This window comes from Spirosoma montaniterrae (assembly GCF_001988955.1).
Taxonomy (GTDB): domain Bacteria; phylum Bacteroidota; class Bacteroidia; order Cytophagales; family Spirosomataceae; genus Spirosoma; species Spirosoma montaniterrae.
On sequence record NZ_CP014263.1, the window covers coordinates 1,806,182 to 1,833,108 of the forward strand.

24 protein-coding genes and 1 tRNA gene are annotated in these 26,927 nt (G+C 53.6%); 5 read left to right on the forward strand and 20 right to left on the reverse strand.

Going from position 1 to position 26,927, the window contains the following annotated elements; genetic code table 11:
• Nucleotides 1-59: 59 nt before the first annotated feature.
• From AWR27_RS07930 to AWR27_RS07945, 4 genes are all read right to left on the reverse strand, one after another.
• Nucleotides 60-917 carry a fumarylacetoacetate hydrolase family protein gene (locus AWR27_RS07930; RefSeq protein WP_077130687.1) on the reverse strand — a complete coding sequence of 286 codons (858 nt, stop codon included), beginning with the start codon at nucleotides 915-917 and terminating at the stop codon, nucleotides 60-62.
• The gene (locus AWR27_RS07935; RefSeq protein ID WP_077130688.1) at nucleotides 914-1,927 is read right to left on the reverse strand and encodes a zinc-binding alcohol dehydrogenase family protein; all 1,014 of its coding nucleotides are present in this window, start codon (nucleotides 1,925-1,927) and stop codon (nucleotides 914-916) included. Before AWR27_RS07935 ends, AWR27_RS07930 begins: the two co-directional genes overlap by 4 nt.
• A gap of 41 nt (nucleotides 1,928-1,968) precedes the next feature.
• The gene (locus tag AWR27_RS07940; RefSeq protein WP_077130689.1) at nucleotides 1,969-2,742 is read right to left on the reverse strand and encodes an MBL fold metallo-hydrolase; all 774 of its coding nucleotides are present in this window, start codon (nucleotides 2,740-2,742) and stop codon (nucleotides 1,969-1,971) included.
• Between the two features lie 121 nt (nucleotides 2,743-2,863).
• Nucleotides 2,864-3,787, reverse strand: a complete 924-nt coding sequence (locus AWR27_RS07945) for a ketopantoate reductase family protein (RefSeq protein ID WP_077130690.1) — start codon at nucleotides 3,785-3,787, stop codon at nucleotides 2,864-2,866.
• 132 nt (nucleotides 3,788-3,919) lie between these two features.
• Here AWR27_RS07945 and AWR27_RS07950 point away from each other — a divergent pair, with 132 nt between their 5' ends.
• Nucleotides 3,920-4,777, forward strand: a complete 858-nt coding sequence (locus AWR27_RS07950; RefSeq protein WP_077130691.1) for an AraC family transcriptional regulator — start codon at nucleotides 3,920-3,922, stop codon at nucleotides 4,775-4,777.
• On the opposite strand, the gene AWR27_RS07955 is transcribed toward AWR27_RS07950, so the two are convergent.
• Nucleotides 4,778-7,000 carry a patatin-like phospholipase family protein gene (locus AWR27_RS07955; RefSeq protein WP_198045111.1) on the reverse strand — a complete coding sequence of 741 codons (2,223 nt, stop codon included), beginning with the start codon at nucleotides 6,998-7,000 and terminating at the stop codon, nucleotides 4,778-4,780.
• 218 nt (nucleotides 7,001-7,218) lie between these two features.
• Here AWR27_RS07955 and fdhA point away from each other — a divergent pair, with 218 nt between their 5' ends.
• Nucleotides 7,219-8,409, forward strand: a complete 1,191-nt coding sequence (gene fdhA, locus AWR27_RS07960; RefSeq protein WP_077130693.1) for a formaldehyde dehydrogenase, glutathione-independent — start codon at nucleotides 7,219-7,221, stop codon at nucleotides 8,407-8,409.
• A gap of 96 nt (nucleotides 8,410-8,505) precedes the next feature.
• On the opposite strand, the gene AWR27_RS07965 is transcribed toward fdhA, so the two are convergent.
• The 5 genes from AWR27_RS07965 to AWR27_RS07985 form a co-directional block, all read right to left on the reverse strand.
• Nucleotides 8,506-9,369: a sigma-70 family RNA polymerase sigma factor gene (locus tag AWR27_RS07965; RefSeq protein ID WP_009282104.1), complete on the reverse strand. Its 864-nt coding sequence runs from the start codon at nucleotides 9,367-9,369 to the stop codon at nucleotides 8,506-8,508.
• A gap of 75 nt (nucleotides 9,370-9,444) precedes the next feature.
• Nucleotides 9,445-11,571: a polyribonucleotide nucleotidyltransferase gene (locus tag AWR27_RS07970; RefSeq protein ID WP_077130694.1), complete on the reverse strand. Its 2,127-nt coding sequence runs from the start codon at nucleotides 11,569-11,571 to the stop codon at nucleotides 9,445-9,447.
• A 151-nt stretch (nucleotides 11,572-11,722) separates the two neighbouring features.
• Complete coding sequence (gene rpsO, locus AWR27_RS07975) at nucleotides 11,723-11,998, reverse strand: 30S ribosomal protein S15 (protein WP_077130695.1); 276 nt, start codon at nucleotides 11,996-11,998, stop codon at nucleotides 11,723-11,725.
• A 110-nt stretch (nucleotides 11,999-12,108) separates the two neighbouring features.
• Nucleotides 12,109-13,614 carry an LptF/LptG family permease gene (locus AWR27_RS07980; protein WP_077130696.1) on the reverse strand — a complete coding sequence of 502 codons (1,506 nt, stop codon included), beginning with the start codon at nucleotides 13,612-13,614 and terminating at the stop codon, nucleotides 12,109-12,111.
• An 81-nt stretch (nucleotides 13,615-13,695) separates the two neighbouring features.
• Nucleotides 13,696-14,088: an START-like domain-containing protein gene (locus AWR27_RS07985; RefSeq protein ID WP_077130697.1), complete on the reverse strand. Its 393-nt coding sequence runs from the start codon at nucleotides 14,086-14,088 to the stop codon at nucleotides 13,696-13,698.
• Between the two features lie 132 nt (nucleotides 14,089-14,220).
• Between AWR27_RS07985 and AWR27_RS07990 the strand changes: the two genes are divergently transcribed.
• Nucleotides 14,221-14,294: transfer RNA gene (locus AWR27_RS07990), tRNA-Met, on the forward strand.
• A gap of 76 nt (nucleotides 14,295-14,370) precedes the next feature.
• On the opposite strand, the gene AWR27_RS07995 is transcribed toward AWR27_RS07990, so the two are convergent.
• The 4 genes from AWR27_RS07995 to AWR27_RS08010 form a co-directional block, all read right to left on the reverse strand.
• Entirely contained in the window at nucleotides 14,371-15,552 is a 1,182-nt protein-coding gene (locus AWR27_RS07995; protein WP_077130698.1) for an ATP-binding protein, read from the reverse strand.
• A gap of 113 nt (nucleotides 15,553-15,665) precedes the next feature.
• Nucleotides 15,666-16,961, reverse strand: a complete 1,296-nt coding sequence (locus AWR27_RS08000) for an MFS transporter (protein ID WP_077130699.1) — start codon at nucleotides 16,959-16,961, stop codon at nucleotides 15,666-15,668.
• 44 nt (nucleotides 16,962-17,005) lie between these two features.
• On the reverse strand, nucleotides 17,006-17,791 hold the full coding sequence (locus AWR27_RS08005; protein WP_077130700.1) for an SDR family NAD(P)-dependent oxidoreductase: 786 nt from the start codon (nucleotides 17,789-17,791) through the stop codon (nucleotides 17,006-17,008).
• Nucleotide 17,792: 1 nt separating this feature from the next.
• Nucleotides 17,793-18,863: a sugar phosphate isomerase/epimerase family protein gene (locus AWR27_RS08010; RefSeq protein ID WP_077130701.1), complete on the reverse strand. Its 1,071-nt coding sequence runs from the start codon at nucleotides 18,861-18,863 to the stop codon at nucleotides 17,793-17,795.
• Between the two features lie 124 nt (nucleotides 18,864-18,987).
• Between AWR27_RS08010 and AWR27_RS08015 the strand changes: the two genes are divergently transcribed.
• Entirely contained in the window at nucleotides 18,988-19,743 is a 756-nt protein-coding gene (locus tag AWR27_RS08015) for an SDR family NAD(P)-dependent oxidoreductase (RefSeq protein WP_077130702.1), read from the forward strand.
• A gap of 82 nt (nucleotides 19,744-19,825) precedes the next feature.
• Here AWR27_RS08015 and AWR27_RS08020 read toward each other — a convergent pair whose 3' ends face one another.
• From AWR27_RS08020 to AWR27_RS08030, 4 genes are all read right to left on the reverse strand, one after another.
• Complete coding sequence (locus tag AWR27_RS08020) at nucleotides 19,826-20,395, reverse strand: hypothetical protein (protein WP_077133868.1); 570 nt, start codon at nucleotides 20,393-20,395, stop codon at nucleotides 19,826-19,828.
• 43 nt (nucleotides 20,396-20,438) lie between these two features.
• Entirely contained in the window at nucleotides 20,439-22,880 is a 2,442-nt protein-coding gene (locus tag AWR27_RS08025) for a TonB-dependent receptor (protein ID WP_077130703.1), read from the reverse strand.
• Between the two features lie 167 nt (nucleotides 22,881-23,047).
• Nucleotides 23,048-23,188: a hypothetical protein gene (locus AWR27_RS25245; RefSeq protein WP_157579174.1), complete on the reverse strand. Its 141-nt coding sequence runs from the start codon at nucleotides 23,186-23,188 to the stop codon at nucleotides 23,048-23,050.
• On the reverse strand, nucleotides 23,185-23,451 hold the full coding sequence (locus AWR27_RS08030) for a hypothetical protein (RefSeq protein ID WP_077130704.1): 267 nt from the start codon (nucleotides 23,449-23,451) through the stop codon (nucleotides 23,185-23,187). Before AWR27_RS08030 ends, AWR27_RS25245 begins: the two co-directional genes overlap by 4 nt.
• A 173-nt stretch (nucleotides 23,452-23,624) precedes the next feature.
• On the opposite strand from AWR27_RS08030, the gene AWR27_RS08035 reads away from it, so the two are divergent.
• Nucleotides 23,625-24,773, forward strand: coding sequence for an RNA-guided endonuclease TnpB family protein (locus tag AWR27_RS08035; RefSeq protein WP_077130705.1), 1,149 nt, complete (start codon nucleotides 23,625-23,627; stop codon nucleotides 24,771-24,773).
• Between the two features lie 39 nt (nucleotides 24,774-24,812).
• On the opposite strand, the gene holA is transcribed toward AWR27_RS08035, so the two are convergent.
• Nucleotides 24,813-25,847 (reverse strand): DNA polymerase III subunit delta, encoded by a 1,035-nt coding sequence (gene holA, locus AWR27_RS08040; protein ID WP_077130706.1) that lies wholly within the window; start codon nucleotides 25,845-25,847, stop codon nucleotides 24,813-24,815.
• Nucleotides 25,848-25,901: 54 nt separating this feature from the next.
• Nucleotides 25,902-26,879, reverse strand: a complete 978-nt coding sequence (locus AWR27_RS08045) for a sterol desaturase family protein (RefSeq protein ID WP_077130707.1) — start codon at nucleotides 26,877-26,879, stop codon at nucleotides 25,902-25,904.
• Between the last annotated feature and the right edge of the window lie 48 nt (nucleotides 26,880-26,927).

The following is a 26,927-nucleotide window of genomic DNA, read 5'->3' on the forward strand; positions in this document are numbered from 1 at the left end:
TAGTTGAATGGTTGAATGATTGAATGATTGAATGAGCCTTGTCACAACCATTCAATCACTCAATCATTCAACCATTCAATCTTGTTCTCCAATGCGCCAATTCCTTCGATTTCCAGTCTGACCGTGTCGCCTGCCTGCATAAAGTGCTGGGGCCGGGAGAAATAACCAACGCCCGCCGGGGTGCCGGTGGTCATCAGGTCGCCGGGGTGCATGGTCATCACGCTCGTCAGCCACGATAGCAGGTGCGGCAACGAGTAAATCCAGTCGGCAGTAGAGCCGTTCTGTACGAGTTGCCCGTTGAGCAGTGTGCGTAGTTTTACGTCCGACAAATCGGGCAGTTCGTCTTTGGTAACGATGCACGGCCCAACGGGAGCAAACGTCTCGAAGTTTTTGCCGAGTGTAATCTGATTATCAACAAATTGCACGTCACGGGCCGAAACGTCGTGTAGAATTGTGTAGCCGAATACCGCATCCATCACCGATTCATCTTCGGGCAGGTGCCGCACTTTTTTGCCGAACACGAGCGTAAACTCTACCTCCCAGTCTAATTGCCGAATACCCGCCGGATGCAGAATAGCCTCGCCCGGCCCGATTACGTTCGACGGAAATTTGGGGAAGAAGAACGGTTTCTGCGGTAATTTAGCGGCTGGATTTTCGGCAAAATGTCCGTGATAGTTGATACCGCAGCACAAGATTTTTCCCGGTTTCAGCGGAGCTTTCAGGGTCACGTCGCCAAACGGAATCGTTGTTTCGGTAGTGGCAACGGCATGGAGCAGGGCTTCCCGCAAGTTATCGAACTGTTCGATTAGCGCGACCATATCGTTTGTACCGGCAACGTCGGTTACGTCGACTAAGTTACCGTTTTTCTCAACCCCGATACGGGTTTGTTGCTGACGTTGGAAAGTGTATAGCTTCATCGTATCAATAATCCTTTATGCACGTTTTCAGGGTGGGCGGTTATGTCGGCAAAAACAGCGGGGGCCTCCCACATCGGGAACGCCGTTGCCCAGTCGGGAAAACGAATTTTACCCTCGGCCAGCAACTGCATCGATGTTGGGAAACAGTCGGGCGTAGAGGTACGCGAGCCGTAAATGGTTGGCTCTTTCCGGGTAAAATCCAGCCCCTGAAACGGCACAGCCACCCCCTTCCCAACCAATCCGACAATAACGATGCGCCCGCCCGCTGCCACCAGATCGAGCGTTTGAGTCATCACCGCTGGTACGCCCGTAGCCTCGATCACCACCGGCATACCTTCGCCGTTGGTGCGTTCCAGGACGTTTTTTATCAGATTTCCGTCCGACAGCATCCCGTCGGCTCCTAACCGGGCGGCTGTTTCTACGCGTTGGGGCAGCACATCGACGGCCAGCACGCGTGCGCCGAAAGCCCGTGCCACGTCAATCGTCACCATACCGATGGGTCCGCAGCCCAGCACCAGCACGTCGTCGGCGGCTGTGACCCCGGCGCGTTGGCAGGCGTGGAGCGCTACGGTCACGGGTTCGGTAAAGGCCGCCTTTTCAAGAGACAGACCGTCGGGGATTTTGTAGGCGTGGGTAGCGGGCGTCAGCACAAAATCGGCATACCCGCCCGGCACGTGAACGCCCGTAATCCGCAGATTCACACAGCAGTTCCGCTTACCGATACGGCACGGATAACACCGCCCGCAACTCACAAACGGATCGACCACCACCCGGTCGCCGATGGATAACTCTGCTACGTCTGGGCCAACCGCTTCAACATAACCCGACACTTCGTGTCCGCCAATATTCGGATAGGCAACATACGGGTTTTTGCCTGTATAAATGTACAGATCGCCCGCGCAGATACCCGCTGCGGCTACGGCCACGCGCACTTCGCCCGGCCCCGGCTGTGGCATGGCCCACGAGCCAACGGTCATGGTTTGCGGAGCGGAGATGATGAGGGCACGCATGATAGAGGGAGAAGGGAAAAAAGGGTAAGTAGTATGAGACGTTAGTTTACGGGGTCGAGGTCGAACCAGTTACCGGGGGCAAGTAGAATCGATTCGGGTAATGCATTACCGGCTTTGTAGTGCTCCAGTATGTAGTGTTGGAATGTGAGAACATCCTCGTGATCGGGGTTGATATAGTGGCAGGGAAACACCTGTCGGACGCCGAGCCACTGGGCAGCCAAAAAAGCTTCGTGGGGGTTCATCTCGCCGGTCAGTACCCGGTCGGGGCCTTCCATCAGGTGAATCACCTCCCAGGGCTGCGTAATGCCAATGGCTGCGTGGGTCGGTTTGTACAACTCGCCCTGTAGTTTCAAATCACTGAACAGGGCGGTATCGCCGTAGTGGTAGAACCGAATGCCTTCGTCAACGTGAATAATAAACGCCATCGGAACGCCCGTAATGAATTCACCCGTAGGCAGTTTGATATGCGACCAGTGATGGCATTCCAGCGGATGCACCTGAATACCAGCGATTTCGACCCGAATATTCCAACAGGTCGCCGTTATCTGCGAACCGGGCAGGCCGAGTGCCATGAGGTGCTGCTTTACGTCGGCCCCGCACACGACCCGTGCGCCAGTACGTTTGGCAATGGCAAACGTATCGCCGTAATGGTCGGGAGCCGCGTGGGTCACGCAGATCAGGTCGACCCGCTCCAGGTCAGCCGATTTCACGGGCGAACCCGGATTGGCATCCAGAAACGGGTCAATCAGAATATGCTGCCCCCGCGAGTTGACGAGTTCGTAAGCGGCCACCCCAAAAAATCGCAACCGAGTCATAAAAAAGGGATTTAGGGGATAAAGGGGGTAAGGGGTAGGGTTAGAAAGTGAATAAAGTTAAACAAAAGCTTTTCCAACCTTTCCCTTACACCCTACCCCCTTTACCCCCTAAACCCCTTTTCTAAAACGTACTTTCTAAGCCCCGGATGAGCCGGACCATTGTTTCGTTGACGGGTGTTGGAACGCCAGCCTGCTGCCCCATGCTGACAATGGCTCCGTTGATGACGTCGATTTCGGTCTGCCGTTTGGCTTCTACGTCCTGCAACATCGACCCGCGTGCACCAACTGCATTTTTCAGCAGATGATGGATGGCCGCCCGCCGTTCATCGAACAACATCGTAACGCCCCTCGTACTCACGACGGCAACCAGTTCGCGCAGCAGGTCGTCCATAAGCGCAATCGTGCTGTCATTCTCAATGAGTTGGTGTGCCTGCATACCCAGCAGAGCCGACGTGGGCAGGGTGGTAACATTGATCGCTAATTTACCGAATACTTCGTTTAGTATATTGTCAGAAACGGTAGTGGTAAATCCGGCAGCGTCGATAGCCTGCGCAATCAGGTGTACCGACGCATCGGCAGCGTGCCCGACCCGACCCATGTACACCAGCGGGTTGCCGACCTGCCGGGCGTGGCCGGGTGCCAGCGTCGTGCCACTTACATAGGTTACGCCCACCAGCACCTGTTCGGGTGGAATAATGGCTGTGATGACGTCGTAGTTACCCCAGCCGTTTTGCAGACTCAGCACGGTAGTTTCCGGTCCGACGCAGGGCAGCGCATTCAGCAACGCGCTTTCAGTCCAGTAGCATTTGGTAAAAACGATGAGCACGTCCGTCGTGTCGATGGTAGTGGCATCAGCCGTGGCCCGCAGGTTTGTAACCGTCTCTACCTCACCTGTTTTGTTGGTTAGCCTGCCGCCGGCGCGGTTGACGGCATCAATAGCCACCGGGTTTACGTCGAGGAGCGTTACCGTGTGGCCCTGCTGTGCCAGTCGGATGCCAAAAATCAGGCCCATCGCGCCCGTGCCACCAACGATGGTTATAGTCATAAGAGGAGTGTTCAGAAAAGTCCGTCAAATGTAAAGCAAATTTTATCTTTGCATTATACCATGTTTTGCTGAATTGCGTACTATCTTCACATTACACCGTCGACAGGCTTAATTTAGCCTCTTCACCCGTTTATGGCCCCTCGTTTCGTCAAAATCATCCCTGCCGCAGCCCACTCCTACGTATATAAAGTTGACCGGATGCAAAACCCGACCGGCTGGCATTCGCACCCTGAAATTGAACTTTTGTGGGTTGTATCCGGATCGGGCACGCGCTTTGTTGGCGATAGTATCGAGCCGTTTCAAGAGCAGGAACTGGTGCTGCTGGGCGAAAACCTACCGCATTCGTGGCAGGCCGAAAACCTGACGGATGAGCGGCCCGAAGCCGTTGTCATTCAGTTTCAACGGACTTTTCTGGGGAACGAGTTTTTTCAGACGCCCGAATTTGCTCACATCGACCGGCTGCTCGACCGGGCCGACCGTGGCCTGCTCTTTTCGGGCGAAACCCTTTCGCCCGTAACTGCCCTACTGACTCAGTTGCCTACGCAATCTGCTCTTGAACAGGTCTTTACAATTCTGCGCGTTCTTGACCGGCTGTCGACCATTGACGCATACCGGACGCTGGCCCGGCCCAGTTTCAGTGCCGATTACCACCGCTCGACCGACGGGCGCATCGACCGGGTGTACGAGTTTACGATTGCCCAATTTGGGCAGAACATCACCTTACGGCAGGCTGCGGAAGTGGCCGGACTGACCGAGGCATCGTTTTGTCGGTATTTCAAACTCCACACCCGCCGAACCTACGTCGAGTTTCTGAACGAAATCAGGGTTGGTTATGCCTGTAAACTGCTGATTACTACGAATCGTGACATTACCCAAATCTGCTACGAGTGTGGGTTTCTGACGCTGTCGAACTTCAACCGACGCTTTAAGCGCGTTACGGGCCTGACGCCCACGCACTACCGCGAACGCATCAGTCAGAATCAGGGGTAGTTAGGGAAGCATCTGCTGCACTGCCGAAAAATCGGTGTAATTTAAACTACCCGGCATGGCCATACGGTCTACCTGCTGGTCAATCAATCCGCGTGCGGCCTTCGACAAATACCAGCCCAGCGGTAGTACTTCATTGCGCCGACGTTCTAACACAAACCGGTGAAATTTAACCGGTTGCTTTGAGTTAACAACAAAATACCGCAGATCGCCAACCGTGGCCGGGGTTTTACGATCCCAGGCGTTATAAAAAGCCGCCAATGGGGCAAAGGCATTACCGGCCTGTACAGACCCGCTCGTAGCTGACGCTCCATTCTGAATGAACACAATAACAGGGCAAACTGAGCGATTGCCAATTTGTCGCAGTAATGTGCTGTCTTTCAAACGACTGTTTACCAATTGAAGCATCTGGTAGGCGGTTTGCAGCCCGGTATTTTCGTAATAGCCACCATCAACCAATCGGTATGCAATGGGTTTATCATCGGCGTTATGCAACAAGCCCGCCGGGGTCACGACCGGGAAACGGGCACTCAAGCTCATTGCGGTCTTCAGCGGCACATCGCGCCCCAAGTCGGCCAGTGCATCGTGTGCATGATAAAATGATGGAGCATCAAGGGTGACGGGCGATAAAATAGCCTTTTGTCCCAATTCAACAATTGTGCTGTTAAGCAAAAGCAGCGGCAGGTCGGTGCGGTTCTGATACAATGTAGTCAGGCCCGCGTCGAGCCGGTCTGATTGGCTTATGGCGCGGTATCGGTTCCGAAAACTATCTTCCAGCCAGCGGGCACGGTCGAAATACGGTGTAAAAAAGCACAAACCGCCCAGCGTTGGGTCGGGGTAGCAAAACGCTCCCACCAATGGCGATAGAAAATCACCGGCGGCAATGCTGTCTAACGTGGGCCGTATGGTCGTTGTCCGCTGCCCTCGGTCGTGGAGTTGGGCTACATAAAACGCTCCACCGACGGTGCCGCCCGATACGCCCGAAATAGCCAGTATATGCTGGCGGAAACCCGGAATGTCATCGGTCAATTGCCCCAGCACCCCGGCAGTCCAATAAGCGCTGCGGCTCCCTCCCCCTTCTGCAGCAACGATAAATACCGGTAGCGGCTTCGCACTGCCGGGCTTGCTGGTTCGTACCAGATTGATCAACCAGTTGTCGACATACGTGACCATCGACTGCCGGGCAAGGGGCTTATCGCTCACGGTTCGGATGGCCCGCCGGGTCACATCGACACCGGAGAAATAGATTAACAGTGCAGCGGCAATCAGGAAGCCCAGCAGCGAAATAGTCCGACGACGCAGTTGGTAATTTGCCCACATACCCAGCAGACTCCAACCCGCAAAAGCACTAATCGTGATGGCTCCGAAGCCAAACCAGTGAGCCGGTTCGAGAGTGTGGTTGGGCAAACAAAACAAGATAATCATGGCCGCGTTCACACCAATAATAACCCGTACAATTCGCTGAAACAGCGGAAATTGATCGGTTTGAACGGCCTGCCGCGTCAGGATAGCCACTTCATAGTCTGACGTAGGTGTTAAGACCGAAGCCATTGGTTGCTGTGGCATGCCGGGCGTTGGCGAGAGGGCCACCATACCCTGCCGTTTCAGACTTCTATGAATTCGGTTAAAGCTATACCACACCAGACCACCTACCGTTAGCACCACGCCTACCCATAGCCACGATTGGGCGTTATGATACTGCACGCCCCGGTAGTTCATCACAAACGCCAGACTAATCACGACGAAAGGAAGCAGGCCGAGGGTGCGGGGCGCGTAAAACAGCAAGGCATCCTGAAACCGGTTTACCCGGTTGCGCAGGTAAGCAAACGACTCCCGAATCATGACGGGCGGTATCCGCGACTTAAACAAACACCAGCGGGCCGTGAACGCCAGCGTAAACGCCCACAACACCAAAGCCGCCAGAAACGACGCGTCACGCACCAGTATGTCCATAATGTCCTGAGACGAAGGGCCTTTGCCAGCCGGATGCCGCCATACAGTGGCCCAGTCGGAGATCATGGCGATAAACAAATCCTGAAACTGATCGACCCGCGTCAGCCCGTAAATCAGCAGTACCGCCAGCAGCCCGACGCCTACTACGGCGGTGATACTAAGCAGGGCCTGTAGGTATTTGAACGCTTCATACGCAAATACCCACCAGGGTCGACGGGGGTGGTTGGTATCGGCCCGATTCGGTGCGGAGTGTACGGGGGGTGAAGTTTCCATGAAAAAGGGGGTTGGTTTGGTAACGTAGATAGTCGTAAAACTCGCTAACGTCCGAACCATTTACAACGGGTTATTTACGGATTTCGCCCCGTATTAACCCGGTAATGCACTGGTCATCAAATACTATTTATTACCCGGTGTGGAGTCATTTATAGCGAGTTGGGTAATTATCGCCCTGAGTTTACTTCTACGTTCTGAACCCTTAATTTGTCTTTTCGATGTGTACCAACAGAGGAGTAGCCTACATCCAGCCCGGTGTGGTTGAGGTGCAGGAGATCGCCTATCCTGAATTGGCTCTGGGCAGTCGCAAATGCGAACACGGCGTCATTCTCAAAATTGTTTCGACCAACATCTGCGGCTCCGACCAGCACATGGTACGGGGGCGCACAACGGCCCCGGCTGGTCTTATTCTGGGGCATGAAATTACAGGGCTTGTCGTTGAGGCCGGGCGCGACGTAGAGTTTATTCAGGTAGGCGATCTGGTATCCGTACCGTTCAACATTGCCTGCGGGCGGTGCCGTAACTGCAAGGTGGGACAAACCGGTATCTGCCTCAACGTAAATCCGGCGCGGCCCGGTGCGGCCTACGGCTACGTCGACATGGGCGGCTGGGTTGGCGGACAGGCTGAGTACGTGATGGTTCCATACGCCGATTTCAACCTGCTCAAATTCCCCGACTCGGATCAGGCTATGGCTAAAATCCGCGACCTTACCCTACTCTCCGACATCTTCCCGACGGGTTTTCACGGGGCCGTAACGGCGGGCGTGGGGCCGGGTTCCATTGTATACGTAGCCGGGGCCGGGCCGGTGGGGCTGGCTTGTGCGGCCTCGTGCCATTTGCTCGGCGCAGCAGTCGTGATTGTGGGCGACCTGATTCCCGAACGGCTGGAGCAGGCCAGAACATTCGGCTGCGAAACGGTTGATTTGCGTTCAGAAACGCCATTGGCCGACCAAATCGCGGCCATTGTGGGCGTGCCGGAAGTCGATTGTGCCGTCGACTGCGTAGGCTTTGAAGCACGCGGACACGGTCATGACGCAGTCACCGAACGGCCTGCCACTGTGCTCAATGCGGTGATGGAAGTGACGCGGGCAGGCGGTGGCATTGGTATTCCCGGTCTCTACGTTACGGGCGACCCCGGTGCCAGCGACGAAGCGGCCAAAGTGGGTAGCCTGAGCATTCGTATCGGACTGGGCTGGGCTAAATCGCACTCCTTCATGACCGGCCAATGCCCCGTAATGAAATACCATCGGCAACTGATGAACGCCATTCTGTACGACAAAATCCAGATAGCCAAAGCCGTAAATGTAGAGGTAATCCGGCTTGACGATGCAGTACGTGGTTATCAGGACTTCGACCGGGGGGCGGCCAAGAAGTTTGTTATTGACCCACATGGCCTGATTGCGGCTTGAGTAATCGGTCAGCAACTGGTTTATGAACGCGATAACGCACAACAAAAAAGGGACTCCGGCTTGTGCGGGAGTCCCTTCTCAAAAAGTACTCAGGAATTAACCCAGATACGTCTTTAGGGCTTTCGACCGCGACGTATGGCGTAGTCGCCGAATGGCTTTTTCCTTTATCTGCCGAACCCGTTCGCGGGTCAGGTTAAACTTCTCGCCGATCTCTTCAAGCGTCATGGCGTGTTCGCCGTTCAGACCGAAATACAGCGTAATCACGTCGGCTTCGCGCTGGGTGAGCGTCGACAGGGCGCGTTGCACTTCTTTCCGCAGCGAGTCGTTGATCAGGCCCGAATCGGGTTTGTCTTCGCCATCGTTTTCGAGCACGTCGAGCAGGCTGTTTTCTTCACCCTGCACAAACGGCGCGTCCATCGACACGTGTCGACCCGAAATTTTCAGGGTATCCACTACTTCGGCGGCTGAAATTTCCAGCACGGCAGCCAACTCTTCGGGCGACGGTTCGCGCTCGAACTTCTGTTCGAGGTCGGAGAACGTCTTCGAGATTTTGTTCAGCGAACCAACCCGGTTGAGCGGCAATCGCACAATCCGCGACTGCTCGGCCAATGCCTGAAGAATTGACTGGCGAATCCACCAAACGGCGTAGGAAATAAATTTAAATCCGCGCGTTTCATCGAAACGTTGAGCGGCTTTGATCAGACCCAGGTTGCCTTCATTAATTAAGTCTCCCAACGACAGCCCCTGATTCTGGTACTGCTTAGCCACCGACACCACGAAGCGCAGGTTGGCTTTCGTGAGTCGTTCGAGCGAGAGTTGGTCGCCTTCACGTATTTTCTGGGCGAGCGTTACCTCTTCGTCGGGGGTAAGCAAGTCCACTTTACCAATTTCCTGCAAGTACTTGTCTAACGACTGGCTCTCGCGGTTGGTAATCTGTTTTGAAATTTTTAGCTGTCTCATTTTACGTTTCCCCCGTTGGGGTGACTATATAACGCACAGTTTTGACGTTGCATTACACGAAAAAGTAACAAAGCCTTACGCATTTTTGTTCTCCGGCTTCGGGAGCAACACTTTGCGCGACAGCCGGTATTTTCCGGTCTTTTTGTCAATGTCAACCAATTTGACAGTAACTTCTTCGCCGACCTGCAACACCCCGTCCATGGTCTCTAAGCGTTCCCACTTGATCTCGGAAATGTGCAAAAGACCGTCTTTCCCTGGCATGAACTCAACAAAGGCACCGAACGGCTGAATAGTCTTCACTTTACCGACGTAGGTTTCCCCTACTTCAGGTACGGCAACGATCCCTTTCACCCGCGACACGGCCCGGTCCATGCTTTCTTTATTGGTCGCAAAAATGCTGACCCAACCAGCATTATCGTGTTCGTCAATATTGACTACAGCACCCGAATCTTTCTGAATATCCTGTACGACCTTACCACCTGGCCCAATAACGGCACCAATCTGATTCGTATCAATCCGGATCACGGTAGCCCGTGGTGCGTGTGGCTTCAGATCGTCACGGACGGCGTCGATGCCTTTCGCCATTTCGCCGAGGATGTGCAAACGGCCACGGCGTGCCTGCTCCAGTGCCTGTGCAAGCACGTCATACGAAAGCCCGTCTACCTTCAGGTCCATCTGACAGGCGACAATGCCCTTTTCAGTACCCGTCACTTTGAAATCCATATCGCCGAGGTGATCTTCATCCCCCAGGATGTCGGACAACACGGCATATTTTTCCCCGTCTGAGATCAAACCCATCGCAATACCGGCAACGGGAGCTTTGATTTTGATACCGGCATCCATCAGTGCCATCGTTCCGGCGCAAACCGTCGCCATTGACGATGAGCCGTTCGATTCCAGAATATCCGAAACCACCCGAATCGTATACGGATTTTCGGCTTCCGGCGGCAGCACCTTCTTCAGCGAACGGTGAGCCAGGTTGCCATGACCAATCTCGCGCCGACCGGCACCCCGGTTAGGCTTCACTTCGCCCGTTGAGAAACCGGGGAAGTTATAATGCAACAGAAACTTGCTGTAGCCCTGGTACATCGCCTGATCGACAATCTGCTCGTCAACTTTTGTACCGAGCGTCACGGTCGTCAGCGACTGGGTTTCGCCCCGCGTAAACAGAGCCGACCCGTGCGGACCGGGCAGGTATCCGGCTTCGGCCAGAATAGGGCGGATTTCATCGAGTTGCCGACCGTCTAAGCGGGTGCGTTCGTCCAGTACCAGCCGGCGCGACGCTTCCCAGACTAAATCGCTGAAATACGTTTTCACTAAAGCCACGTTCACCTCACTGCCTTCGGGGAACGATGCCAGATAAGCTTCACGAACCTCCCGGAAGCCTTCGCTACGGTTCTTTTTGTTGGGATTCTGCTGACGCGCTACGTCATAAATTTTATCGTAGCAGGCCGCACGCACTGCTGCCCGTAACTCCTCATCGTGGGTTTCGTGGCTATACTGCCGCTTTTCGGTCTTGCCAACTTTGGCTTCGAGTTCTTTCTGAGCCTGACACTGTACTTTAATGGCTTCGTGGGCGACTTTTAGAGCGTCAATTACTTCGATCTCTGAACACTCGCTCATTTCGCCTTCCACCATGCAGATGTCGCGTTCGGTGGCCGCTACGATCAGGTCGAGCGTAGCCCGTTCGAGGTCGGCGGTTTTAGGATTGATGTGATATTCACCGTCGATTTTGGCGACGCGTACTTCGGAGATCGGGCCGTTGAATGGAATGTCGGAAACGGCCAGGGCTGCCGAAGCCGCCAAAGCTGCCAGCGCGTCGGGCTGTACCTCAGGGTCTGCTGAAATCAGCGTAATCATCACCTGAGTATCGGCGTGATAATCTTCGGGGAAAATAGGCCGCAGGGCACGGTCGACTAAGCGGCTGATCAGGATTTCGTGATCGCCCAGGCGACCTTCGCGCCGTTGGAAGCTGCCGGGGATGCGGCCTGCCGAGGCAAATTTCTCCTGATAATCAACGGATAAGGGCAAAAAATCGACCCCTTCTTTAGCTTCTTTACTGGATACGACCGTGGCTAACAGCATCGCGTTACCCAGTTTTACGACCACCGCCCCGTCGGCCTGACGGGCCAGTTTGCCGGTTTCGATGGTAATTTCCCGCCCGTCGGGCAGCGCAACGGATTGCGTGGTGATTTGAAACATATAACAGATTTTAACTTCGTCTTCTCGTACAGCTTTACTACCAACTCGTCACCGCAACAATCCTCTTTTTTTCAGGAACAAAACTCAAAAAATGAGGGAATCTACTCAACCGACGTGGCTGAATGGTAGATTCCCTTCGGGCATAAATGGCTTATTTACGCAGACCAAGTGCGGCAATAATAGCCCGGTAACGCATAATGTCTTTACGCTGAAGGTAATTCAGCAGACGACGGCGTTTACCGACTAATTTCAAAAGCCCCAGTTGTGTGCCGTAATCGTGCTTGTGTTTCTTCAGGTGGTCGGTCAGGTGACTGATCCGGTACGTGAACAGCGCGATCTGGGATTCGGCCGACCCGGTGTCCGTTGCACTTTTGGCAAAGCCCGAGGTGGAGAAGATCTCCTGCTTTTTTTCGGTCGTTAGATACATCTTCAGACAGCTAAAATGAATAAAAAATTAATTTGGGTGCAAAGGTAGTGAAAAACAGCGAACACTTAACAGCCAACAACCAACAGTTTTATCGAGAGTGCATCCGTCACTTAAGCCATATGCTTACTGTTGGCTGTTGACTGCTGGTTGATAGCTGTTTTCAGCCGCTCCCAGGCTATGATATACAGGTCTTTATCGAATAGACGCGAATCGTGACGGGCGCGTTGCATTAAAAACAAACCCACCGGGAATAAGACAATATTTGCCAGCCATGCACCCACCGGCACCCACACTAATCCATCTTTGGCGTATTTATCGCCTACAATGGTCAGAATGTAAAGGAAGATAAAGAAGACGATGGCAATCAGCACCGGTACGCCAAAACCGCCCTTTTTGATGATGGCCCCCATCGACGCGCCAATCAGAAACATGACAAAAATAGAGATCGACTGCGTGAACTTGTGGTGGCTTTCCAGCTCGTATTTCCAGACGGTTTTCTGCTTCTCATTCAGATAGGCTACGTTCGACGTGGCATAACTCAGCATATTCTGCGCCTGACTGAGCGCGAGTTGAGCCATGTCGCGTTCGGTCATTTTCTGCTTTGTCAGCAGCGAATCAATCCATTTGCCTTCCTTGATGGGTTTGGGTTTCTGCCCCTGATTCTGCTCGGTTTTGAACTGATAATTGTAATACTGCCGCGACGTGCTGGCAACGCTCAGGCTGGTTTGCCTGAAGTCTTTCTTCAGCGAGTCGGTCAGTGTCGATAATTCATTAAGGTTTTTCATGTACTCGTGGTACTCAAACTGGTTTTCGTCGGTGCGCTTCAACCCGAACGATTCCATGCTGATGACGAGTTTGTAATCCTTGAATCCGTTCCGAATAAACTGCCCGCCCTGCGTTCCGGTGCTGGCGTAATTCACAGTACTGTTGTCGGAATATTCCTGGTAATTGTTGCCGTTGAAGAGTTCAAAAACCAAATACGTCCGGTCTTTATCGGTATACATCCGCCCCGAATCGGCCAGAATAATCTCGCGGTTGCCCGTTTCGATACCATTGGTCGGGTGTTTGTAGATGACCAACCCCTTCAGCAAATCGCCGGTAGTGCTTTCTTTGGCGGCTTTGATTTTCTTGTCGACTTTAATGCTGTAGCCGGGCAGGTCGTTATAAAAAATACCTTCTTTAAGATTCAGGGCAGCTTTTGCCGTTTTAATGTCGTACAGCAGGCTATACCCTTTTAGATTGGCCCAGGGCGAGACTTCGTTGTTGAACCAGAATGAAAACGCGCTGATTAGCACCGCCACCACCAGCAGCGGACGCATGGCCCGCGTGAGCGAAATACCAGCACTTTTAAGAGCGGTTAGTTCAAAAAATTCGCCCAGATTTCCGAACGTCATCAGCGACGACAGCAGCACGGCGAGGGGGAGCGCGGTTGGAACGGTCAGCAGGGCAAAATAGAACAGCAATCGACCGAAGGTAGCCAGGTCGAGGTCTTTGGATACGAATTCTTCGATGTAGAACATCAGCAGCCGCATCAGAAAGATAAAGATGACAACGGCCAGCGTCAGGAAAAACGGCCCCCAAAAGGAGCCAAGTACTAATTTATCTATTTTCTTCATTCCAATGAATACGGTACGTTGGTGGTGCTGCCTTCTACTAAAACGCACCGCTGCCCACTATTCATTCCCGATTAACCATTTTTAACTGCCTACAATTTCTTTAAGCTTATCGATCAGGCCATCCCAAAGGTCCTGTAATTCTTCTTCGTCGGTTGTGCTGGAATAGTCGGTAACGCGCAAAAAAGTCGATTGTGTCAGTTCCGACTGATCGACCCGGAAATCGACGTAGTTATTATCATGCCCGTTTTCGCCGGTATCTAAAAACTCGAAGCGCACGCCTTTGTTCTGCCGCAGCGATACCTGCCGGGCAAAGTGGCTTTCATTGTCCCACTGAAAATCGAATCGTTGTTCGGGTAATGTATTGACTTTACTGGCAAACCACTGCGACAGCCCTGAGGCCGTACTGATGTACGGGAACAGCATTTTGGGGGATGCCCGCAGCTCATATTCGGCTACAAATTTTACTTTGTCCATAGTTATTCAACAGAAAAGCATCCGGCCCGTCACCGAATGGGGTATGGGCAAAGGTAAACGAATTTTTTCGCGAAAGTCAACGTATGATTTTGCATCGGCGGGAAAAATACGTACTTTTGTGGCATCAAACCCGGCGGGGTAGCTCAGATGGTTAGAGCGTAGGATTCATAACCCTAAGGTCGGCAGTTCGATCCTGCTCCCCGCTACTATAGTTGTCAGGCCGTTACCCACGTTGTGTGTAACGGTTTTTTTATGTGCAACCAACGCTTAGGAAAATGCCCGCTACCGAACAGCGCGCAATTCCTGCATCATCTCGACCAATGGTATCGCGGTAACATCTTTGGCAATTGGGTAACGCTCGCTGCCCGGATAAACCACAAACCGGCCCGTTGCACCAATGTCATCACAGCCTGAATAAAAACCTTTGGAGATTGAGGGGGTAAATGAACGTTTGATCTCGATAGCGTATAGCTGTTGTCGGTTTCGTTCGATAACGAGGTCAATCTCCGCACCCGCTGAGGTTCGGTAAAACCAGGGCGTAACACCGGATGGAAGACAGGTTAATAGGTTTTCTATCACGAACCCTTCCCAACTGGCCCCAGCGACCGGATGCCCCAATAGATCATCTAACGTTGTGAGGTTCAGCAACGCATGGGTAATGCCACTATCGCGGATGTAGACCTTTGGCACTTTGACTAATCGTTTCCCAATATTACCAGACCACGGACGCAATGTGCGGGTCAGCAACAGATCATCGAGCAGGTCAATATAGCGTTTGGTCGTTGGTATGCTAACGCCAAGAGCGGCCCCTACTTGCGCCATATTCAACTGCGTTCCCTGATTGTGAGCAAGCATTGTCCATAGAGAACGTAAGGTAGTGGCTGGAATACGTGGTCCAAACTGTGGCACATCCCGTTCCAGGTAGGTACTGATAAAGTTCAGCCGCCAGCGCAGGCTTGCGATGTCGGTTTTGGCTAAAAAGCTGTCAGGAAAGCCTCCACGCAGCCAAAGCCTGCTTTGATCACTCGTTGTTTGGGCGATGATTTCGGCAGCAGTTAACCCTGGCAGTTCTTTGTAGGCAATGCGTCCTGCCAAAGACTCAGATGCCTGCTTCAGCAAATCCAGCGATGCCGACCCCAAGATAAGAAACTGTCCGGTCTTAAAACCTTGCCTGCGTCGTCGGTCGATAACACCGCGTAGCACGGCAAATAACTCGGGTACGCGCTGAATTTCATCCAATATAATAAGCTGTCCCTGATGCAAATCGAAATAGGCTTCTGGTTCTTGCAGTTTGGCAAGATTGCTCGGACTTTCCAGGTCAAGATAAATCGGATCAGGGCTAACCGATGCGGCAATGTCCTGGGCCAACGTAGTTTTGCCCACCTGGCGAGGGCCAAGAACGGCAACGGCGGGGAACTCGTCCAAGAGTTGGGCGATTTCGAGTTGAGTATCGCGAAGTATCATCCTTGCAATTATAACACAAAATGTTATATTTACAAGGATAAATCAACAGTTTCAACGAAGAAACACCTTGTTCGCCAACGCGTGTAGTTGCTCATTTTGAGGAGAGATTACGTTCAAAAATTCACGGGCTGCGACGATACCGGCTCCGGAACCCGCTCGATCTTGCCGACGATAAACATGTACGACAACGCCCCGACCAGCCCCAACGCCCCGACAAACAGCAGCGCGGGCCGAAAATCGCCCCCTTTGGCCAAGTAGCCAATCACAATCGGCACCACAATCGACGCCAGATTGCCCATAAAATTAAACACGCCCCCCGTTAGGCCGATCAGCGGTTTGGGCGACAGCAGCGATACAAACACCCACGAAATCAGAGCCATGCCCGCGCCGAAAAACGCGAGGGCCATAAAGAAAATAATCAGTGCCGTATCGTTGGTGTAGTTGGCCCCTACAATGCTCACCGACAGCAACATACCGATAATAATGGGGGTTTTTCGGGCCACGCTCACCGACCGGCCCTGCTGCACGAGCCGGTCTGATACAAAGCCCGACAGCAGCAGTCCGACGCAGGCCGCCAGAAACGGCACAGAGGCCAAGTAGCCCGATTTGATAAAGTCAAGCCCCCGGTAAGTAACTAAATAGGTTGGAAACCAGGTCAGAAAAAACCAGAGCAGCGCGTTGACCGAGAACTGCCCGATATAGACGCCCCACAGCGTTCGGTTCGATAGTACGTGTTTCAGATTAGCCCACCGCCAGACGGTTGGTTTGGCCGGTTGCCGACCGCTGACCAGCCCGCCCCCGGCTTCGATATGCGTCAGTTCGGCTTCGTTCACACCCGGATGATCGAGCGGGTCGCGGTAGAACAGATACCAGATAACGCCCCAGACCAGCCCCACCAGCCCCGTTACGAAAAACAGCCCCGGCCAGCCTGCATACGCCTGTATCGTCACTAAAACGGGCGTCAGAAAGGCCAGCCCGATAAACTGCCCCGACACATACAGGGCGATGGCCGATGCCCGCTCGTTTTCGGGAAACCAGTTGGTAACGATTCGGTTGTTGATTGGATACGACGGAGCCTCGAACGTGCCGGTTGCGAGCCGCAGCGCGAACAGAGCCGCAAAACTGCGGGCAAACCCCTGCAAAACAGTGACCAATGACCAGCTTATCAGGCAAACGGCGTACAGCACACGCGGCACGAAACGGTCGGCCAGCAACCCGCCCGGAATTTGCAGCAGCGCATACGTCCAGCCGAAGGCCGAGAAGATATAGCCCAACTGCACCGACGTCAGATTGAGGTCTTTGCTTAGTGCGGCCCCGGCCACGGAGATATTGGTTCGGTCGATGTAGTTGATGACTACGTTGACAAACACCAACGCCAACATGCCATAACGAACGCGGGTTCTTTTCATATTGACAGTCAATCATTCTATCAGTCAATCACTCTATGACTCCGTTACTTCGCCGTCCAGCCGCCATCGACGGTGAGCATCGAGCCGATCATGTAGCTGGCCGCATCGCTGGCGAGGAAAATGGCGGCTCCCTGAATTTCACGCAGTTCGCCCCAGCGGCCCAGTGCTGTTGCACCCACCACAAACTTTTTACCCTCTTCGGTGTCAGCAATGGATACGTTCATATCGGTCAGGAAAGGTCCGGGGCAAATGGCGTTCACTGTGATATTGAATGGTGCCAGTTCCAGAGCGAGGGCGCGGGTCAGTTGCACCACGGCTCCTTTGCTGGCCGTATAAGGAGTGCGATTCGCCAGCCCCACCAGCCCCAGCGTACTGGCGAGATTGATGATCCGCCCCTGCCCTGCCTGTTTCATGTACGGCGTTACGGCCCGGCAACAGAGCCACGTGCCCGTCACGTTCACCGACATTACCTGGTTGAAATCGTCGGGGCTGAGTTCGTCAATTGGCCCCCGAATGTTGATACCGGCACTGTTAATCAGACTATCGATGCGCCCGTAAGTATCCATCGCTGCGGTGGCTGCGGCTGCGGCATCGGCAGGGTTGGTTACGTCGGCGGCAAAAGCAACGGCCTGTACGCCGAAATCCTGCCGGAGTTGGCTGGCAGCCCGTTCGCCCTCGGCAATGTTTCGATTCACGAGCATCAGGTTCGCGCCCGCCGAAGCCAGTCCAGCAGCCATTGCCAGGCCCAGCCCTTTGGAGCCGCCCGTAACGATAGCCGTTCGGCCAGTCAGGTTAAATTGGTTGATACCGGGTAGGGGTTGTTCTGTCATATCAAAGTCCTAATTTTTCGCGCCCGTAGGCCAGGCAAAGCCGAATGTTGCGATCTTCTGCGGCCAGCCGGTCGTTGGGGCTGCGTTGCATAACGGTGGGCAGGCCATCGGCAGGTTTATGCTGACGAACCAGGCGGAGCGTCCGGGCCAGGTCGCGCCCGCCCGTACCGGCTTCAGCCGTATCGGCAAACGTAGTCCAGTACTTATCGGTCAGGCAGGGAATAGTCAGTGGGTCGCGGGTAATCATTTCCAAACTGAACGTGACCGCCGGGTTGTGTTGCCGACACAGCGCAATCATAGCAGGCAGGTCTAAAATACCCTGCCCGAGCGGTACTTCCGACAGCCGGAACCCATCGGCGTATTCTTCCACGGCCATGTCTTTGATGTGTGTACTGACCACATACGGAGCCAGCGTTCGGACCATGTCCAGCGGGTCGTCGAGCAGGGCGACGTTATTCCCGAAATCGAGCGTAACGCCAATCCATTTGCTACTCAACTGCTTCATTACCAACGCCATTTCATGCGCCCGCCAGTCTTTGTGGTTTTCGACACCCAGGCGCATAGTATGCCGTTGCAGTATTGGCTCGACGGCCTGTAAAATGGCAACGGCGTTTTTCTGAAATGTTTGCCAGGCTTCCAGCGATGTAAAGGTTTCGTAGCGACGGCCCGGCGAACATACGGTTCGGACGATGCCAACACCAGCTTCTTTGGCCCGTACTAACTGCTGCTCGAAGGCAACCGTGTCGTCTGGTTTTTTAGGCAGGGCAATGGAGCCTTCGAGATACAGCCCCCATTTGTCGCATTTGTCGCGTATCTGCCGGGCAAAATCGCTGGTCCAGCCATCTACGCCTACCTGTATGCCACCCGCACCGAGTTCGTGGCAGTGGGTCAGCAGGTCGAGCGCGTTCGTAAAACGTGGATAAGCCGGACTGTCGGTTTTGGCCTGCCACCGCTGCCAGTACGAATGCACGACGATACCCATGCGCGTGGCGGGTGCCGGGCGGGCGAGTCCCGGCCACGACAGAGCCAGCGCACCAGCGGCTGTTTGGGCTAAAAAATGGCGTCTGTTCATCGAGGTGATTATAACCGAAAAGAGCAACGCCCCCGGCAAATACTCCTATATCGACTATCAAATTTGCGCTTCAGAAGAAAGTAAATCCTGCCCGTGTGCCGCTTACTTTGCCTAAACCATCCGCATGAGCAACCGTTTCGCGCAGCAAATCGCCATCGTCACCGGCGGAGCCGAAGGCATTGGCAAAGGTATTGCCCAACGGCTGGCTACTGAGGGGGCAACGGTAGCCCTGTTCGACCGTAACGGGCCGTTGCTCAGCCAAACCGTTGCCGAACTGACCGACCTGGGATTATCAGTGTCGGGATATACACTCGATATTTCGGACGAAGAACCGGTTGCCGAAGCCGTACAGGCGGTTTTAGACACGCATGGTCGCTTGGATATTATGGTCAACTCGGCGGGCATCGTCGGGCCGACCAATACCCGTATCACCGACTATTCAGCCGCTGATTTCGACCGGCTGTATGCCGTGAATCTGCGCGGGGCTTTTTTGATGACCAAGTGGGCAGTAAAGGCAATGGAGCCGCGCCAGTATGGGCGAATTTTGCACATGGCTTCCATTGCAGGCAAAGAAGGAAATCCGCTCATGGTTGGCTATTCGGCAACAAAAGCGGGGCTGATTGGCCTGATAAAAGGCATTGGAAAAGAGTATGCCGAAGCGGGTATTACCGTAAACGGCATGGCTCCCGCCGTAATCCGAACGGCTATGAACGCCAACACCGCCCCCGAACAGTTGGCCTATATGACGGCTAAAATACCCATGAGTCGTTTGGGTACGGTCGAGGAAGTAGCTGCTTTGGCTGCGTGGATCGTTTCGCCCGAAGCGAGCTTCACCACCGGCTTTATTTTCGACTTATCCGGTGGCCGGGCCACGTATTAGTTACGCGGCTACGCTACTGCCTTATAACGAAACTGCCTGACTTGCTGTAAGTCAGGCAGTTTCGACAAACAAAATGATGCGATTACTGAATCACAACGTTGAAATCGGTATCGAGGTCAGAGCTACCCGGCGTAGGGGTTCCGTTTTTGGTATTGGGCTGGTGCCGGAGCACAACTTTGAGTCGGCCACTGCCTGCTACACCCGTGCGCACCTGCGTGGCTAATCCGATGGGATACGGCCCCGGCGCGGGGTTAGTATCGCGGTCAGTTGCTGTAACGGTCATCGACGCGGGCGAGCCGGTAGCGGGCGTGAACGTGTAAACCAACAGGTGTTCGTTGGCTTCTTCGGCTACTTCTTTCGACACGTCGAGCGTAGGCGATTTGGTTTTGTCGAGCAGCGTAATCGAGCCGGTATAGGTTGTGTTGGCCCGCAGGTTGAGCGTGGCCCGGCTGAAATCGGCGGTGGTATGCAGGTTTTCGACCGTAGCCGTTACCGTCTGCACGGGCGTTGTCTGACTGGTAAGCGTCAGCGTAGCCGTAGTAATGGCTTCGTTATCATCGGTTGGGGCCGGGTCTTCTTCATCTCTATTACAGGCCGAGATCAGAACAGCCATAGAAAGAATCAACAACAGCGATTTACGAACGAGATTCATACGAATGAACATTTATTGTGAAACATCAGGTTGATAAAGATTTTTAGGATTCAGAATCATTCCAGACTAATTCGGTGCGGTTTTGCCCAAACGAGAGGGGTAGTTTCAGTTTGAGCATAACATTTCGGCCCGGCTCATCGGCGAAGTAGCGGAACCTGTCTAAATAATCGCGGTAGGCCCGGTTCAGCAGGTTTGTACCCGTCAGGATGAGGCTGATCGGCTGCCGGCCAATCCGCGACCTGAAACCCAGTTCAGCCCCGAAGAGCGTGTAGGCGGGTGGTGGCGGAGCAAAATCGCCGGTAAAGATGATCCGGCCCCCTTCTTCGCGTTGCGTCACGGTTGGCACCCGGTTCTGCCGAGACACGTACTGACTGCTCACGCTCACGTACATACCCGAAAATCGCCCCCGGTCAGGCAGGGTATAGCGCAGACCATTATCCGTTCGATTGGGCGGGATGTATACGAGATAATCGCGGTTGGTGTGGTCGTAGGCAAACAAAAGCGAGGTCTTCGACACCAGCGTAAGCCCTTCGGCGAGTTTGTAGCGCAGGGTAGCGTCGATACCCCGGAACGTAGCCCGTACCTGATTGTAGGTAAACGACGGAAACGCGCCCCGCTGCCGCACAATAGGCACTGAGTCGGGTTTGAGGTAGATGTAATTATTGATCCAGTTGTTATACAACGTCAGGTCGGCATAAAGCCGTTTGCCGGTGTACTCGACCGACAGGTTCAGGTTGCGGGCCTGTTCGGGCTGTAAATTCGGATTGCCGCGCTCGTAGGCTACGGCACTCTGGTGCAGGCCATTAGAATACAGATCGTTGACGTTTGGTGCCCGCCAGGCCGTGCCGAGGTTGCCCGTGATGGTCAGTTGTGGACTAAGTTGGTAGGTCACGCCGAATGAGCCGGTCAGGTTCTGCCATTGTCGGGTGGTATTGGTAACGGCGTTGGTGATTTCGTCCAGGAAAAAGGCCCGCAGCCAGCGGTAATCGTAGCGAATGCCACCCTCCACTGTCCAGTTGTTGTAGGCGTAACGCTGGAGAGCAAACAGCCCCGCCCCGTAATTGCGGTAATTGGGAATCAGAAACAGGAATTTCCGAACGTTGCCCTGCGTAATGCCGTTGGCCCCAACGCTGCCCGAAAACTGCCCGCCATTAGCTGTTTTTACGGGTTTCTGCTCCCAGATCAGGTCGGCAGTCTGCGTTACTAATTTCAGATACAGTTCGGGGTCGGTTACGCGGCTGAACGACAAAAAGTCATATTCACGCCGAACGTTCTGCTGCCGCCCATAGGTAAACGTCAGATTCCCCAGCCGGTCGGAGCGCAGGAAAGCCCGCAGCCGCAGCAAGCCGTGCTGTACGTGCTGATAAGGTCGGTCGAGGGCGTAGGAGAAGCCGGGTTGTCGCAGCGGTTCGGGCCGGGCAATAGCCGCGTAAAAATCAGACAAACTCCCTACCTGCGCTCCCGTGAACAACCCTACTTTGGTATTAAACTGGCTGTAAAACAGATCGATACCCGCCGTTCCGCCTGTGCGCAGTGAGCGGGTGTAAGCTACTGCGCCCGAAAAATTAGTTTCGTGGTAGCTGCTGTTTTCGAGGAAATAATTGGGTGTCCGGGCGTATCCAACCCGTTTGAGCGTACTCTGTACCCGCCAGCTCAGGCCGGTCAGGTTGCCACCAACTGCCTGTTCGAGCAGTGCCGACGCCGTTCCCTGCCGCCCGTTGGTGCCACCCACAACGTTTATCTCGCCCCCCAGGCCGGGGGTTGTGGGCATAGGTTTTGGCTCTACCAGAATAACCCCGCCGATGGCGTCGGAGCCGTAGCGAATACTGGCCGCGCCTTTGATAACTGTGATACGCGAGGCCAGAAACGGGTCGATCATGGGCGCGTGTTCGCTGCCCCACTGCTGATCTTCCTGCCGAACCCCATTGTTGAGCGTCAGAATCCGGTTGCTGTACAACCCATGAATCACTGGCTTCGAAATGCTCGGCCCGGTCTGCACTGAATACAGCCCCGGCAGCGTTTTCAGACTCTCGCCCAGCGACAGCCCCCGCGATGCGTCGAGCGCGTGGCCGCTTAGTTCGGCCTGTGTTTGCAAAAGCTGTTTTGCTTCGGAGCGGTGTTCCGTAACAGTTATTTCCTGCAACGTCTGGCTATCGGGCCTTAGTTGTGCGGGCGATACAATCTGGGCCAGATCAGTTTGAATCGTTACAATCTGCTCAATGGGCTTGTAGCCAATCGATTGATAGACAAGCGTATATTTCCCCCTGCAAAGCGTTGACAGGCGAAATGTGCCGGTCGTATCGGCCACGGCACCGATGCTCAGTTCACGAACATAGACGGTGGCACCGGGCAAAGGCTGACGTGTCGTTTGGGCCAGAATCTGGCCTGTCAGTACGGTTGAGCAGGGTGTCTGGGCATGAATAGCTGCGCTTGCCCACAGGCACAGCCCAACTGCGATTCCCCTTTTTAGCCAACCGTTCTGCATCAATGCTTTTTGTTCCCACCAGATTTCTACGAAAAGGGAACCTATTTCATGCAACAATGTTGCAAAATTACAAAAAGCCGCAGTAGAAAGCTATATGTCGCGGTAAAATAAGGCACAAAAAAGCCGCTCCTGAACGGGAACGGCTGGCTATCAGACTAATGAGTTCGTCACATGTTATGACGTTTGTACCAGTCTTTGTTAATCTCACGGTCATCTTTCTGAATGCCGCGCAGGAACCATAAAATAATTCCCGCCATCGTGAGTAAGCCGCTAACGCCCACTATCTGTCCGATTATCAGTTCATTCATGGTTCTGTCCGATTAAGGTCATTAATAAGTTTATAAATAACTTTATGTTTTTGGCGCAAAACGGCAATGATAGCAGCCGAAACAATTATCCCCGTAAGAATAACTAAACCATCAAGCCAGTTTACATTATTCACAAATCTTACAAAGATAGTCGTCGTCCCAGAAGCGACTAATAAAAACAAAGTGGCTAATTGTTTGAAAAACTCAGTCTCAAACTTAATCCGTTCTTTAATGTAATCAGGTTTATCGACGGTGGGTTCCATATTCGCCCGGCAATATAACGCAAAAAGCCGTCTTTGCGTTTAGGAAAAATGACCGTAAACCCCCGTGCCTTCAGGCCGGGGATATAAGGTCAGCCTGTCAGGGCAAACTATATTAACCGAAAACAAGGGTAGTCCTGAACTAAACTTATAGAGTCTGAATTACATCTATAACCATGCTCAGGGCTTACAGATACTGCATATTGCCGGACGACCAACAGAAAAGCCAACTGGCGCAGATGTTTGGCTGTACTCGTTTTGTGTATAATCTGGGCTTGGAAACCAAGATTTCAGCCTACAAACAGTATGGCAAAACACTCAACTATTTTGAGTTGAACAAGCAGCTCACCGACCTCAAAGCCGGTACGCAGTGGTTGAGCGATTGCCCCTCGCAGGCGTTACAGATGGCCCTTCGCAATCTGGACAATGCTTACACCGCTTTCTTCAAAGGGGCGGGTTTCCCTAAGTTCAAAAGCAAGCGGGGTAAGCAGTCGTTTCAGTTGCCACAGGGCGTAAAGGTTGACCTTGAAAACGGGAAAGTGTTTCTGCCTAAACTCAAATGGGTTGATTGTGTATTCAGCCGTGCGTTTACAGGCAACATCAAAACCGTTACTGTGAGCCGGGTTCCCTCCGGCAAGCATTACATTTCCTTTCTGATTGACACTCAACAGTCTAAGCCCATCAGGCAACCTATCAGCCGAGACACCGCAGTAGGTATCGACCTCGGTGTTAAGACGTTTGCTACTTTGTCGGATGGTCAAGTATTGGCCAATCACAAATTTTTGGGCAAGTCGCTCAACCGCCTTCGTGTCGAACAACGCACGTTGGCGCGTCGATTTAAGAAGGGGCGGTCCGGCGATCCGGCTAAAGAGCAGTCGAAGAATTGGCACAAGCAAAAGTTGGTTGTTGCCAAACTTCACGAAACCATTACCAACCAGCGTCGGGATTTTCTGCACAAAGCCTCAACTCAGATAATCAAGGAGTATGATACGGTGTGTCTGGAAACGCTCAACACGTCGGGTATGATGCAGAACCGCAAGCTGAGCCGGGCCATTGGTGAGATGGGCTGGGCCGAGTTCAACCAGATGTTGGACTACAAAGCCGACTGGTACGGCAAGAACATCCTGCGCATCGGTCGCTTTGCACCAAGTTCACGAATCTGTTCGATATGCGGTTGGCATAACAAGGCATTAACGTTGTCAGACCGTGTTTGGACGTGTGCGAACGGTCATACGGTGGAGCGTGACCAGAACGCGGCTCTGAATATTTTGGACTTTGGGCTGAGGACTCAGCCTTTACTCGGTAACGTAAGGCAAGTAGCCTAAGCGTTGGGTAAGAATCCCCCTGCTTTAGTAGGGGGAGTGTCAATGGAGTACGTCAAAAACCAACTCGCGCAGAATGTCGCCCTCGGTGAGCGTGGGGGTATCGATGCCTTTGCTGCGGGCATCGGCCCGGCGAATGGCATGGATGATGTCGGCAACTTTGGGCAGTGGAAACGTGCGGGCCGCCGACAGATAATCTTTCACAAAAAACGGGCTTACACCCAGGAGCGGAGCCAGCCCTTTCTCCGACTGATCGGGCGAATGTTGCACTAAGATTACTTTGCTGAAATAGCCGAACAACTGCGCCAGAATCACGACTAACGGGTTGTCTTTCGGATTGCGGGCGAAATAGTCGACAATGCGGTTAGCCTTTACCACATCGCGGGCTACGAGTGCTTTCTGCAACTCGAATACGTTGTACTCTTTACTGATACCCACCAACCGTTCGACCGTGGCGGCTGAAATTTCTTCGCCTACGTGCAGGTTAATCAGGATTTTGTCGATTTCGCCCGCCAGCCGTTTCAGGTCGTTGCCAATGTGGTCGGCTAAGAGCTGGCAGGCTTTGGGCGATACTTTGGCCCCCTGTTCGCGGCAGTACTCTCCTACCCAATCGGGCACTTTATTATCGTACAATTTCTTAACAGCCAGCAGCTTGCCCTTGGCACCGAAGGCTTTCACCCAAGCTTTGCGCTCGTCTAAGCCTGGCTTGCCATCTTCTTTCACGTGGCACAGCATCAGGATAGTACTGGGCAGCGGATTCAGGGCGTAATCTTCGAGTAGTGTCTGCGCCGACTTGTCGTTGATACCCGCCAATTGCTGGGCTTCTTTCACTAATACCAGTTGCCGTTCGGCCATGAACGGATACCGACGGGCGTAGTTCAGCACCGCACCGACGTCGGCGTCTTTACCAAACAGTACGAACTGGTTAAAGCCACGCTCGGCCACGGGCACGGCTACTTTTTCGAGTTCGTCGGCGATGCGGTCGAGGTAAAACGGCTCATCGCCGTGAATGAGATAAACGGGCGCAATCCGCTTGTTGCGGATGTCTTTCAGCAGAGAATCAACGGCGGCAATCAACTGATTTACGAAGTACGATGTACGATTTAACGACCAGCAATGTCTTAACTGGCCTCAAATATCGCACGTTGCTGTCTCACTTCGTAATTTGTAGTGTGCCCTTCGTATATCTTCAGCGGTCTGGCCGGGGCCGTCGTGTCGCCAGCCGGGTGGTTTGTAAAGATACCGAAGCTTATCGGGCCAGCGGTCGGCAGATTGCATTTGCAGCCAGAGCCAGCGAAACCCCGCCACCTGCACCCGCATCGGATTGTACGTATTGATGTTGGTAATCAGGCCATAATCAGGTTCCTCTTCCTCGCGCTGGTAAGTGCCGAACAGTTTATCCCACACCACCAGCACCTGCCCGTAGTTGCGGTCGAGGTAGTGGGGATTGGTGCCGTGGTGGACGCGATGATTCGACGGAGTTTCGAGAATATGCTCGAAAAAGCCCATCTTTTTAACCAGACGCGTGTGATTAAAAATACCGAACAGGCTGGTCAGGATATTGATCACCACCATCTGAAACGGCGATACACCCAGCAAGGGCATCAGGGCGTAGAAAGGTGCCTGCTGCGCTTCGTCTAAGAACGTTCCCCGTGCGGCTACCGTAAAGTTAAACTCCCGCGAGGAGTGATGAACGGAATGAAAGGCCCATAACAACCCCGTGCGGTGCGAAAGCCAGTGATTGGCGTAGTAGATGAAATCGTGCAGCAGAAAGGCCAGCAGCCAGCCCCAGCCCGTTTCGGGCAGCGTAAACAACCGCCATTCGCTGTATATATAATAAAAGACGGCAAACGGCAGCAGCACCCCCGAAACAACCGAAAACACCATGTTCATCGACGATATGGCCACGTTGCTCCAGGCGTCGCGCCCGTTCCATTCGTCCCGATGCCGATACATGTACACCGCCCATTCGCCAACAATCATCAGCACGTAGAGTGGCAACATGACCCGGAAAAAGATCGACCCATCGTTCACCATACCGCGCAGGCTACCCAGCCAGTTTCCGACTGCGTCCAGGATAATGTTTATGTCGTCTTGAATGATGTCCATGCGCGCTGTAATCAAAAAAATGTAATATTATACAGCTTTTAGGCTAAT

What these genes read in the sequence shown, in the direction of transcription:
- AWR27_RS07930 (WP_077130687.1), bottom strand. Translation starts at nt 917, where the DNA reads ATGAAGCTATACACTTTCCAACGTCAGCAACAAACCCGTATCGGGGTT.
- AWR27_RS07935 (WP_077130688.1), bottom strand. Translation starts at nt 1,927, where the DNA reads ATGCGTGCCCTCATCATCTCCGCTCCGCAAACCATGACCGTTGGCTCG.
- AWR27_RS07940 (WP_077130689.1), bottom strand. Translation starts at nt 2,742, where the DNA reads ATGACTCGGTTGCGATTTTTTGGGGTGGCCGCTTACGAACTCGTCAAC.
- AWR27_RS07945 (WP_077130690.1), bottom strand. Translation starts at nt 3,787, where the DNA reads ATGACTATAACCATCGTTGGTGGCACGGGCGCGATGGGCCTGATTTTT.
- AWR27_RS07950 (WP_077130691.1), top strand. Translation starts at nt 3,920, where the DNA reads ATGGCCCCTCGTTTCGTCAAAATCATCCCTGCCGCAGCCCACTCCTAC.
- AWR27_RS07955 (WP_198045111.1), bottom strand. Translation starts at nt 7,000, where the DNA reads ATGGAAACTTCACCCCCCGTACACTCCGCACCGAATCGGGCCGATACC.
- fdhA (WP_077130693.1), top strand. Translation starts at nt 7,219, where the DNA reads ATGTGTACCAACAGAGGAGTAGCCTACATCCAGCCCGGTGTGGTTGAG.
- AWR27_RS07965 (WP_009282104.1), bottom strand. Translation starts at nt 9,369, where the DNA reads ATGAGACAGCTAAAAATTTCAAAACAGATTACCAACCGCGAGAGCCAG.
- AWR27_RS07970 (WP_077130694.1), bottom strand. Translation starts at nt 11,571, where the DNA reads ATGTTTCAAATCACCACGCAATCCGTTGCGCTGCCCGACGGGCGGGAA.
- rpsO (WP_077130695.1), bottom strand. Translation starts at nt 11,998, where the DNA reads ATGTATCTAACGACCGAAAAAAAGCAGGAGATCTTCTCCACCTCGGGC.
- AWR27_RS07980 (WP_077130696.1), bottom strand. Translation starts at nt 13,614, where the DNA reads ATGAAGAAAATAGATAAATTAGTACTTGGCTCCTTTTGGGGGCCGTTT.
- AWR27_RS07985 (WP_077130697.1), bottom strand. Translation starts at nt 14,088, where the DNA reads ATGGACAAAGTAAAATTTGTAGCCGAATATGAGCTGCGGGCATCCCCC.
- AWR27_RS07995 (WP_077130698.1), bottom strand. Translation starts at nt 15,552, where the DNA reads ATGATACTTCGCGATACTCAACTCGAAATCGCCCAACTCTTGGACGAG.
- AWR27_RS08000 (WP_077130699.1), bottom strand. Translation starts at nt 16,961, where the DNA reads ATGAAAAGAACCCGCGTTCGTTATGGCATGTTGGCGTTGGTGTTTGTC.
- AWR27_RS08005 (WP_077130700.1), bottom strand. Translation starts at nt 17,791, where the DNA reads ATGACAGAACAACCCCTACCCGGTATCAACCAATTTAACCTGACTGGC.
- AWR27_RS08010 (WP_077130701.1), bottom strand. Translation starts at nt 18,863, where the DNA reads ATGAACAGACGCCATTTTTTAGCCCAAACAGCCGCTGGTGCGCTGGCT.
- AWR27_RS08015 (WP_077130702.1), top strand. Translation starts at nt 18,988, where the DNA reads ATGAGCAACCGTTTCGCGCAGCAAATCGCCATCGTCACCGGCGGAGCC.
- AWR27_RS08020 (WP_077133868.1), bottom strand. Translation starts at nt 20,395, where the DNA reads ATGAATCTCGTTCGTAAATCGCTGTTGTTGATTCTTTCTATGGCTGTT.
- AWR27_RS08025 (WP_077130703.1), bottom strand. Translation starts at nt 22,880, where the DNA reads ATGCAGAACGGTTGGCTAAAAAGGGGAATCGCAGTTGGGCTGTGCCTG.
- AWR27_RS25245 (WP_157579174.1), bottom strand. Translation starts at nt 23,188, where the DNA reads ATGAATGAACTGATAATCGGACAGATAGTGGGCGTTAGCGGCTTACTC.
- AWR27_RS08030 (WP_077130704.1), bottom strand. Translation starts at nt 23,451, where the DNA reads ATGGAACCCACCGTCGATAAACCTGATTACATTAAAGAACGGATTAAG.
- AWR27_RS08035 (WP_077130705.1), top strand. Translation starts at nt 23,625, where the DNA reads ATGCTCAGGGCTTACAGATACTGCATATTGCCGGACGACCAACAGAAA.
- AWR27_RS08045 (WP_077130707.1), bottom strand. Translation starts at nt 26,879, where the DNA reads ATGGACATCATTCAAGACGACATAAACATTATCCTGGACGCAGTCGGA.